At 61.5% G+C, this 10,341-nt stretch carries 7 protein-coding genes; 3 read left to right on the top strand and 4 right to left on the bottom strand.

Annotation, left to right across the window (positions count from 1 at the left end; translation table 11 throughout):
* Positions 1-29 precede the first annotated feature (29 nt).
* Together ACYQ2I_RS02505 and ACYQ2I_RS02500 are read left to right on the top strand one after the other, a co-directional pair.
* Entirely contained in the window at positions 30-2,993 is a 2,964-nt protein-coding gene (locus tag ACYQ2I_RS02505) for an ATP-binding protein (RefSeq protein ID WP_460165413.1), read from the top strand.
* Between the two features lie 66 nt (positions 2,994-3,059).
* Positions 3,060-3,455 carry a response regulator gene (locus tag ACYQ2I_RS02500; RefSeq protein ID WP_460165412.1) on the top strand — a complete coding sequence of 132 codons (396 nt, stop codon included), beginning with the start codon at positions 3,060-3,062 and terminating at the stop codon, positions 3,453-3,455.
* A 62-nt stretch (positions 3,456-3,517) separates the two neighbouring features.
* Here the strand turns inward: ACYQ2I_RS02500 and ACYQ2I_RS02495 are convergent, their stop codons facing one another.
* Positions 3,518-5,023 carry a TFIIB-type zinc ribbon-containing protein gene (locus ACYQ2I_RS02495; protein WP_460165411.1) on the bottom strand — a complete coding sequence of 502 codons (1,506 nt, stop codon included), beginning with the start codon at positions 5,021-5,023 and terminating at the stop codon, positions 3,518-3,520.
* Between the two features lie 77 nt (positions 5,024-5,100).
* A complete protein-coding gene (locus ACYQ2I_RS02490) occupies positions 5,101-6,561 on the bottom strand; it encodes a DNA polymerase III subunit gamma/tau domain-containing protein (RefSeq protein ID WP_460165410.1) in 1,461 nt (486 codons plus the stop codon).
* A 407-nt stretch (positions 6,562-6,968) separates the two neighbouring features.
* On the opposite strand from ACYQ2I_RS02490, the gene ACYQ2I_RS02485 reads away from it, so the two are divergent.
* Complete coding sequence (locus ACYQ2I_RS02485; protein ID WP_460165409.1) at positions 6,969-7,982, top strand: sugar phosphate isomerase/epimerase family protein; 1,014 nt, start codon at positions 6,969-6,971, stop codon at positions 7,980-7,982.
* A gap of 50 nt (positions 7,983-8,032) precedes the next feature.
* Here ACYQ2I_RS02485 and hydF read toward each other — a convergent pair whose 3' ends face one another.
* Both hydF and ACYQ2I_RS02475 read right to left on the bottom strand, forming a co-directional pair.
* Positions 8,033-9,307, bottom strand: coding sequence for a [FeFe] hydrogenase H-cluster maturation GTPase HydF (gene hydF / locus ACYQ2I_RS02480; protein WP_460165408.1), 1,275 nt, complete (start codon positions 9,305-9,307; stop codon positions 8,033-8,035).
* A 229-nt stretch (positions 9,308-9,536) separates the two neighbouring features.
* Positions 9,537-10,262, bottom strand: coding sequence for a hypothetical protein (locus ACYQ2I_RS02475; RefSeq protein WP_460165407.1), 726 nt, complete (start codon positions 10,260-10,262; stop codon positions 9,537-9,539).
* Positions 10,263-10,341 lie beyond the last annotated feature (79 nt).

Genomic DNA, 10,341 nt, shown 5'->3' with positions numbered 1-10,341 from the left:
AAACGTATAACCAAGAAGGAAACATTCCGATGACGGCCGAGAGTCATCCGATTCTGCTGGTGGAAGACGATCACGACCAACGACGTCTTTTCGCCGCAGTCTTGGAAGGGGCGGGTTATCCCGTGACTGCGGTGGAAAACGGCGAGGAAGCGATCCAAGCGTACCGGCGAGGCGACTTCGTCTTGGTCATGACCGACTATTACCTGCCGGACATGACGGGACTGGAACTACTGAAACAACTACAGCGCATGCGTCCTTTGCCGGCGGCCATCCTGGCAACCGCCTCGGCGAGCGAAGAGGTCGCCTTCAAGGCCGAACACGTCGGCAACGCGGCGTTTTTCCGCAAGAGCGGTCCCGGCAAGATCACCCGCGAACTTCCCGCGGTCGTCGAACGCGTTCTTTCCGACCGCCGGCGAAGCGAAGCCCAAGCCAATATGGCGTTCACCGAACTGCAAGGCCAGGCGCTTGCCTCCAACGTCTTGGAAGACGGTGTCCCACGATTACTGGTCGACACGCAAGGCGTCGTCCGCGACGTCAACGAAGCCTTCTGCACCTTGATGCAGGCCGAACGAGAGGCGTTCCTCGGCAAGCACTGTTGCGAAGTGCTTCCCTCAGAAGGCAATGAAGACGGCGGCGAATGCTGCGTGGCCATGACGGCCTTACGCCACAATCGCATGGTAACGCGAACTGCCGTCCGCACGACCACCGACGGCGAGAAATTCCAGGCCACGATCACGGCCATCCCCATGCGCACGCAAGAGGGCAGGATTCATTCGGTCATGGTCAGTGTGGTGCAAGCCGGCAACGCCGAACTACAGCGATCGTTGATGCGGTCCCAAAGCCAATTGGAACTGTTCACGACGATCGCCAACACGTTTTTGGCCTTCCCGGGCGAAGAGGCGTATGCCGAGGTTCTTTCGATCATCTTGACGAAATTGAAGAGTCGGTACGGCATCTTCGGGTACATCGACCACGAAGGATCGTTGGTGTGCCCGTCGATGACCCGCGACATTTGGCAGCAGTGCCGGATGGCCGACAAATCGATCGTCCTCCCTCGCAAGGTATGGGGCGGCGTGTGGGGCAAGGTGCTCACGGAACGAAAAACGATCCTTGCCAACCGTTCCTTCACACCGCCGAAGGGCCATGTGCCCATCACGCGATTCCTGGGAACGCCGATCGTCTATCGCGATCGGCTGATCGGGGCGCTCTTCGTCGCCAACAAGGCAGAAGACTACACCGAACAAGAGCGCGACACCCTGGAAAGCATTGCCCGCTACCTCGGCCCGATCCTCAAGGCCCGCCTCGACCGTGCCGAAGAGGAACGTCAACGCGAGGCGACGGAAGAAGAGCTGCGGACCCAGTCGGCCGAACTGGAGCGTCAAACGCGGCAGATCGAGACGATGTTCGCGATCACGCGGTTGGCCGAAGAATTTCTCTCCGTGGAAGAATTCCTGCAACGCGCCGTGCGATTGATCCCCGGCGCCTTCCCAAACGTCGGTACCGTTCACGCGCGACTCACGCTGCACGAACAGACGTACTTATCGGATCGCTTCGTCGATACGCCGTTCGTCGTCAGCGCGCCGATCTTTGTACAAGACCAATACGTCGGGGCGTTGGAGGTCGCCGTCGAAGAATGTGACGTCCCCACGGAACTGAAAGAAGAACTCGACCGGCACCGCCCCCTGGTCGAAGAGCTGGCCGAACGCATCGGCAGCATTCTCAACGCCCAGCAAGCCACGCGCGACGCCCAACAATTGCACCAGCGCATGGAAATGCTGTTGGAAGTCACCAATACCGGGATGAGCATCATGGACGGGCAGTGCCGCATGCTGTACGTCGACCGCAATCGACAGAAAATCTACGGCGACTTCCGCGGCAAGACATCGCACGAGTACTTCTGCGGCAAAGACGAGGCCTGCTGGACCTGCGCCGCCGCAAAGGCGCTGCAAACGAAAAAACGTGTGGTCGTCGAACACAACTTGCCGCGGGAAAACAACCGCCCGGTCCAAACGACCGCCATCCCCTACCAGGACGAAAACGGCGATTGGTTCGTGGCCGAGATCACCGTCGATATCAGTGAGCGCAAGAAGATGGAAGGGCACCTGGCCCAGGCGCAGAAGCTCGAAGCGGTCGCTCATCTGGCGGCGGGCATCGCCCACGAAATCAACACGCCCACCCAGTACGTCGGCGACAACATCCGCTTCCTCAAAGACTCGTTCGGCGATCTCGATGCCGTGATCGAGGCGTTGAACGCCGTCCACGAAGCAGCCAAAAGCGGCCCCGTGCCCCGGGAACTCCTTGCCAAGGCCGACGAGGCGTTGGAAGACGCCGACCTGGAGTACCTCCGCGAAGAAATCCCGCAAGCAATTCGCCAATCGCTCGACGGTGTCGAACGGGTGGCTACGATCGTGCGGGCGATGAAGGAATTCTCGCACCCGGGAAGCAGCGAGAAACAGCCGGTCGATTTGAACCACGTCCTCGAAACCGCCGCCGCCGTCTCGCGAAACGAGTGGAAGTACGTGGCCGAACTGAAGACCGAATTCGCCCCCGACTTGCCGAAGGTTCCCGTCTTCACCGCCGAACTGAATCAGGCGGTGCTGAACATCATCGTCAACGCGGCGCACGCGATCGCCGACGTGGTGGAAGGCACGGAAACCAAAGGCACGATCACGCTCGCCACCCGCAAGATCGACGATAATTGGGTCGAAGCCCGCATCGGCGATACAGGCACGGGGATTCCCGAAGAATTGCGGGACAAGATATTCAACCCCTTCTTTACGACCAAGGGCGTCGGCCGGGGAACGGGCCAGGGCCTGGCGATCGCGTACAACACGATCGTCGAAAAACACCACGGCGTGCTTTCGTTCGAATCGGAAGTCGGCAAGGGAACGACCTTCATCATTCGGTTGCCCGTCCGCGACCTGCAAACCGACGACGAAGCCGGACGCGACACCGTGCTCGTCAGCGCGCTGACCACCGATACCGGTGACTGATCCGCCGCCCGACGAAAGGAAACAGACACGACCGCCATGAACCGACGACTCGGAGAAGGTAACACAATGAACGGAACGGTGCTACTGGTCGACGACGATCCGAACGTGCTCAGCGGCCTGCTGCGGACACTGCGGCATCAACCTTACCGCATCTTCACCGCGCGGTCGGGCAAAGAAGCCAAGGACGTGCTCATGAAATGGCCGGTCGACGTGATCGTGGCCGACGAACAAATGCCCGGCATGAGCGGCAGTGAACTGCTGGCCTGGGTCGCCGACTTCTTTCCCGAGGTGACACGGATCGTCCTCACGGGGCACGCCAGCGTCGAGGCCGCCATTCGCGCGATCAACGAAGGTCGCGTGTGGAAGTACTTCACCAAACCGTGCAAGGACGTCGATTTGGCATTGGCCATCGCCGAGGCGCTGGAAGCGAAACACGGACCGCTGAAGACCTCGGCGCGGTAGGCGGATCGCGTTCGGCAACACGCCTGTTGCACAACCGCGCGGGCCAGGAAGCGATCGCCCGATCAATGCCGGGGCGGCCGCTCGAGTGCGGCACGGAGATCTTCCCCCGAAACCTCCAACTCGCGGCTTGCGGCGGCGCGGTCTCGCCGGCTTTGCGTGCGGTCGCGCGTGCCGGTTTGGTTCAGGCACCATCCGACTCGGCCGAGCAGGCGGTGATAAACCATCCACAGATAAGTGAGCACGATCACTTCGATCGGCGCGCAAGCGAAACCGCCGATCCGCTGTCGCAGCCACACCAGTGCGAGCAGGCCCAAACCGACGGGCACGCTGCCTACCAGGTGAAAGCGAATCCACATGCCCGCCCGGCGAACCAGCGAAGACCACACGACCACCGAGTACGGCTCGAAGGGGGATCCTCGTTCCAATTCCGAAAGCAAAAAGATCGGGTACGCAAGCGCCGCCGTGACGATACCCGCCCACACGGGACTGCCGCCGAAATGCCCGACCAACCCGGCGACCAGCCAAACGAAGACCGAGGTGTACCCCTGGGCAAATGCGAAGTACAGCGCGATGCCCACCCGATCGATCCATGGCGTTTGGGACCAGCCCTCGGCTCGGTCGTAGCCCTCGCTGGTGACGGCGATCGTACCAAAGGCCGTAGAGGCTGCGCCGAAAAACCAAAACAGGCCGAAAGCCGCGGCCGCCGGAAGCATGAACACGACCAAGATCGATCCCAGGCTTACCCCCTGCCAGAGGACCGCGATGAACTCGATCAAGACCGCGGCAACCATACCGACAACGACCGCGAACGCCATCGGTTGCCACGTGGTGCGATAGAAGGGATACGTCCACACACCGCTCAAAAAGGGAAACCGCGGCGGGTCGGGCAACTCGCGATCGAACATGAAGCGTTCTTTCGCCCGCTCCGGATCGACGAGAAAGCGATACTTCGGCTCTTCGACCGGGGCCGCCTTTTTCACGCCGTACGTGTTCCCCAGGCGGGCGGCCGTACTCGCCCATGACGGCTTTTCGACCGGCGGCCGCTCATGAATCACCACGGGATGATCACAATCGGGGCACCGTACGGTGGTGCCGACCCGGCTTCGCTCGACCGTCACGCGAGTGCCGCACATGCCGCAGGTCACCGAGACGTATCGTTGCTCGTCTCCCCGACGACGATCGGCCGCATACCACTGTTCGTCGGCCAGCTCGTAGACGTCTTCCGCCGAAGCGTCCTCGGGCGGAGACGGCCGTGTCTTCCGATCAGCGGCGGTCGGCCTGTGGGGCAAGCGGACCCGCGTCCCGCAATCGTCGCAGGTGATTTCCTTGCCCGCCTGAGAAACAGGCGCGTACAACGACGCGTGGCAGGTCGGGCAGATCGCCCCCACGTACTTTTCGCCCGGATCGGAACCTTCCGCAGCCGTCGCGTATGCGGGCATCTCCGACTCGGGCTTGGGAGGCCGAACGGTGAAGACCTTTGCGCACAGCGGACAGCGTCGCAACGTGCCCACCGCCTCGGCCGGAACCTTCAGACGCCCGGTGCAGTGTGGGCAACGAATCGGCAACATCGATGAGTCTCCGACCGAAGCGGGCCTCTTCTCTCCGCGACGTCCCAGGAATGCCCCGCCGTCTCGATTTCCAGGCCTCACCCTGAGGCTTTCTTGATCCCGGCTACCAATCCACCGAGCGACACGAGCAACACGATCACGCTGACGACGATCTTCACCATTCCCGTATAGAACCCGGCCTGGGCCACGGCCGATTTTTCTTCATACGTGCCGTCGCCGTCGCGATCGATTTCGGCAAACACGATGCCGCAGTTCGGGCACTTCATGCCGGTGTGGACTTCTTCGTCGCTGGCCTCGAACTCGTAACCGCACGACTCGCAGGTCCACACCCAAACTTCCTCATATTCTATTTCCGGTTGAGAGACGGGCGGCGTCAACTGAGGCGACGTAGGCGCCGAGGAGCCGGGAGAACCGTACGACTCGGGCGTCGAACCGCCCACATCGTGCCCCGTTTCGGCCGATGCAAGCGAGTTCACCGGCGGTCGCGAGCCGTAACCGCCGGACGGAGCCCCGACATCGTGCCCGGTTCCCACATCGTGGCCGCTGGGTTCCTCTTCGTATTCCTCTTCGTATTCCTCGTCGGCGGTCCCGATCACGCCGCGCATGGGATTCGCCGAACCAATCCCGAAACTCCCCGGAGCGGACGGCATCGAACCGTATTCGCTTTCGCCTTCGGCATCGTGACCGGAGACGACCTGTCCGCTGGAACCGCCCGCAGGCCGCGATCCGAAGCCGGGCATTTGCGGCGGTGAACTGCCGAAAGGACTCGCGCCCGCGAATCCGCCGGAGGATTCATGACGCGACGACGCACCGGCGACCGTTTGAAGCTGCCGCTCCATCATGATGCGAAACCGGACATAGAACTGGTCTTCGGGACTCAGGCCGATGATCGGAACACCGATTTCTCTACCGTCGGCCGACAGGTACAGCGTCCCCGATGTTTCGTCCACTCGCACATATTTCGCTCGAAGCTGCTTGCCGCGCCGATCCCGCCACACGCGTTCGCCGTCGCCGAACATCGCCTCGATGATCTGCTCGGGCGTGGCGTCGGGGCCCAACTCGGCACGCACCTCGTCGAGCGGGCGGACACCGGCCGGCAATCCGGGCCTTGCCGGTACGTTATTGCCCGGCGACGAACCGATATCGGGTTGCGTCTGGAACGGCCCGGAACCCGCGCCCGGTCGCGGTGCCGAATCACCCGGCCTTCTCGCGGGACTCGCCGATGCTGTCGGCCGCTGCAGCGTCGAAGGCGCCGGAGTCGCCGAAACGTCGGGAATCAAATCGGCCTGTCCCTGCTTGGTGAGCAATTCCCGCAGGTAGTCTTGATCCTCGGGAGAAAGTGACGCAAACGGAACGAGGGTCGGTCGGGTTCCTCGCATGAAAACGACCTTGCCGTCATCGATGCGGACGAACTCAGCCTTGAAGGTCGTTCCGCTTTGCGTCTTCCAACTTCGCGTTTCGGCCGAAAGCCGCTCGACCGGGACGACAAACAGGCCGAGCGCAAGCACAAGAATCGCCAAAGACAATCGCGAGCTCATGACAAAACTCCTCTTACCAGCGACGCATTTCCCGATCCGCCGGTGCCTTCGAGGTGCTCCGATCGCAGTCAGCCGGCGACGACTTCCGCCTGTCGCAAAATTTCGGAAAAGATGGACCCAAATAACCCAATGTCCATGATACGAAATACCACGGCAGGATCAACGAAAAACCCCTCAGAATAGTGGCCTCCGAAACGGAGTCGAAATGCCTTCTCAATGATCTGTTCGCGCGAAAGCGTCCGATCTTGCGGGGGTTGTCGGCGCAATTCGGGTGGGTGACAATAGCGAACTCCTGCAACGATCTCGAAACAGGTTCATCGAGATTCGGACGTCGCGCAAGGATTTTTGTCGCGTATCGATTTGCGCCGGTGTTCTTGTCCCCCCAAACATCACAAGGAGATTCATTCATGGCACAACGTCCCCGCGTATTGCTTTCGGGTTTCGCCGACGAAGCCGCCATCAACAAGACGGCGGTCGAACAATTCGCCGCATTCGCCGCGTTGGGCTTGCAGTATTTCAGCATTCGGTTTATCGACGTCGGCAACGGCATCAAGAACGTCATGAAGTTGACCGACGACGAGATCGACACCGTCCGCAAACTGATGGCCGACTACGGCCTGAAGGTGTCGTCGATCGGCTCCCCGATCGGTAAGGTGAAGCTCAAAGACGTCGACGACGGTACGAAAAACGTCTACATCCCCTTTGAAAAGTACCTGGCCGAAGACGTCGCCCGGGCGTGTGAATTGGCCAACCGCTTCGAGACGAAGCTCATCCGCGGTTTTTCGTTCTATCATCCGAAAGACACCGATCCCGAACCGCACATTCCCGAGGTCGCGGACAAGCTGGGGCAAATCGCCGACGCGTGCCAAAAGGCGGGCGTGATCTTCGGTCTGGAAGTCGAAGCGAATCTCGTCGGCCAAAACGGTCGTCTGTTGGCCGAAATCTACAAGCAAGTGAATCACCCGGCGATGGTGCTCATCTTCGACGGTGCGAACCTGGTGGTCCAAGGCTACACGCAAGACGACATTTACCAGGAATACCTTGCGATGAAGCCCGGATTGGGCTGGCTCCACATCAAGGACTATCGACGGCCGCAACGTGACGGCAAGGGCGGCCACGTCGATGAAGACATGCTCAAGAACTTCGTTCCCGCGAACATGGGCGACACCGGCCACGAGCAAATCTTGCGCGACTTCGCCGAGATCTTGCCCGAACTGGAACAGAAGCTCGCCGCCCAAGGCGTTCCCGGCGTGTTCCTGGATCTGGAACCGCACGTGAAAGGCGGAGGGCAGTTCGGCGGATTCTCCGGTCCCGACGGGCTGGGCGTGGCCCTGCGTGGATTGTGCAGCCTGCTCGATTACGTGGGCATCGACTACCACTTGCGCGACTTTGACGACATCAAGGCCGCGCGCGGCTTCTGATCCGTAGGCCGGTCATTACCCTCGAAAAGAGCCGCATGTCGCCGGGACGTTCAATCGCTCTCGGCGACGTTTTCTTTTGCCGCCGCCCGCTCGCGCATGAGCCGCTTGTAGGTTTCATACGCATCGAGGAACGGTTGCAAGGCGCGATCGAAGATTCCCAACGTATAGGCGATCGTCATTCCATAGTTGCACACGGGCACGCCCATCCGGCGACAGCGCATCATCCGGCTGAGCATCTCGCGCCGGTTCCACATGCAGGCCCCGCAGTGCACCACCAGCCGGTAGGGACGCAGATCGTTCGGAAAATCGTGCCCCTGCACGTGCGTGAAGTGCAACTCGCCGCCCACGTATTGCCGCAGCCAACGGGGAATCTTCACCCGCCCGATGTCTTCCAAGATGGGGTGATGCGAGCAGGCTTCGGCAACCAGCACGTGATCGCCCGGCTTCAAATCGTCGATCGCCAACGCCCCTTCGACGAACCGGCACAAGTCGCCCTTTTGCCTCGCGAACAGAATGGAAAACGAGGTCATCGGCACGTCGGGCGGCGTGTCGGCGGCGACCTTCAAGAAGGCCTGACTGTCGGTCACCACCAAGGCAGGCGGTCGATTCAAGTCGCGCAACGCCGCAGAAAGCTCCCGCTCTTTGACGACCATCGCGTAGGCGTCGGCATCCAGCAATTCCCGGATCGTTTGCACCTGCGGCTGGATGAGGCGTCCCTTGGGAGCTTCTTTGTCGATCGGGACCACGAGCACGACCACGTCGCCCGGCGAAACCAAATCGGCGATGATCGGCGGCGTGTCGATGAAGTCGGCCGGTGCGGTGCGGATCAACGCTTCCCGCAGCACGTTCAACCCTTCGCCCCGGTTGGCTATCGTCGCCACCCACGGAATGTCGCGTTCTTCCAGATCTTGGGCCAGCTTGTCGGGCGGACGATCGAGATCCCACTTATTGAACACGACGACCACCGGTATCTCACGTTCGTAGAACAGCTGCAAGAGCCGTTCCTCGAACGCCGTCCAGCGGCCTTCGGCGACCACCAACAGTGCCAAATCGGTCCGATCGATGACCTGGAGCGTCTTTTCCACGCGTTGTTCACCCAACGCGCCTTCATCGTCGATTCCGGCGGTATCGATGAACAACACCGGCCCCAACGGTAAGAGCTCCATCGGCTTTTCGACCGGATCGGTCGTCGTGCCGGCCGTCTCGGAAACGATCGACGTCTCCTGCCGCGTAAGCATGTTCAACAGCGACGATTTCCCGGCATTTCGCCGGCCGAAAATGCCGATATGCAGTCGAAAACTTTTTGGAGCAGCACGCATGTTCATGATCGCTTCCGCTTCGGCGGAACGATGAAATTCCTCGAACCGACCCCCACGGGCCGGAACACGCACGCCGCGTTTCGACGTGCGAAATCGCCGGGTCGACCGACGGCCGGAAACTTCAAGAAAAGCTTACCCCCGCTGCAAGGCCGTCGATCACGCCTCTCGGTCACCGAACCGTTCGATATTATATCCGTTCGCTGCCGTTGCGGGATCCTCTCCCCGCTTGCGCCGTTTACGACGAGGACGCCTTTTCCGCATTTTCGCGAGACAATGTGACGCCGCTCAGGCGGACGACACCTTCGCCGATCTCGATGGCCTGCAACTTGAGAATCTCTTCCTTGCCCGCCAAACCGTGCACGTCGAAAAGGATGACCGGATCGCCTTCTTGCTGCATGCGGCGAGCGCCCAGTCCCGCTTTGGTTGCCGCGCCGACCAGCTTTTCGAGCAATTCGTCCATGGGCAACGGCAGAATCCCGGCCCTGGCTCGCTTCACCCGCACGGCCACCTCGCCGTCACCGGTCACGTACCCGTCGACGGTCACGGTGAGGACGGTTTGCACGCCCTTGCGTTCGGCGCGGCAGGCGAGGGTGAAATTGTCTTGTTCGATGTGCACCCGGGGGTCGGAAACCCCCGGCGGCAGCGCACGCGGATGGTTCTCCGGCAGGTCGTAGGCCAGCCATCCGTTGATTTCTTCTTCGGTGAACTCGATCGACCAAGTCCCCGGTTGCCCGGCCTCGTTGCTCAGTGCCGCCGCTTTTTTCAGCACGCGATCGGTCGCCTCGGCGGCCGCCTGCGGATCGAGCACCAACGATTCACGGTAGAAGTCGGGCACGTGGGTTGCCGCGCGATAGGCAAGATAGGCCGCCAACGCCAACAGCGCCGCCACAACCAAGAGCGTCAAGAAGCCGAACCACAGCCAGACGCGAAGTCGCGCGCCCAATCGAAATTCGATTCCCATGCCTTCCCCGACCTCCGTGCCCGATGTCGAGAGCGCGAAGTTCCGCCTGCACGACCGGCGCAGCTCTCCGTTGCCCGCG

The sequence above is a fragment of the Thermostilla marina genome (assembly GCF_054657455.1).
This window is presented reverse-complemented; position numbering and strand designations above follow the sequence as displayed.

Excerpts from the sequence above, each read along its gene's own strand:
- hydF (WP_460165408.1), bottom strand. The coding sequence starts at position 9,307 with ATGAACATGCGTGCTGCTCCAAAAAGTTTTCGACTGCATATCGGCATT.
- ACYQ2I_RS02495 (WP_460165411.1), bottom strand. The coding sequence starts at position 5,023 with ATGTTGCCGATTCGTTGCCCACACTGCACCGGGCGTCTGAAGGTTCCG.
- ACYQ2I_RS02485 (WP_460165409.1), top strand. The coding sequence starts at position 6,969 with ATGGCACAACGTCCCCGCGTATTGCTTTCGGGTTTCGCCGACGAAGCC.
- ACYQ2I_RS02505 (WP_460165413.1), top strand. The coding sequence starts at position 30 with ATGACGGCCGAGAGTCATCCGATTCTGCTGGTGGAAGACGATCACGAC.
- ACYQ2I_RS02500 (WP_460165412.1), top strand. The coding sequence starts at position 3,060 with ATGAACGGAACGGTGCTACTGGTCGACGACGATCCGAACGTGCTCAGC.
- ACYQ2I_RS02490 (WP_460165410.1), bottom strand. The coding sequence starts at position 6,561 with ATGAGCTCGCGATTGTCTTTGGCGATTCTTGTGCTTGCGCTCGGCCTG.
- ACYQ2I_RS02475 (WP_460165407.1), bottom strand. The coding sequence starts at position 10,262 with ATGGGAATCGAATTTCGATTGGGCGCGCGACTTCGCGTCTGGCTGTGG.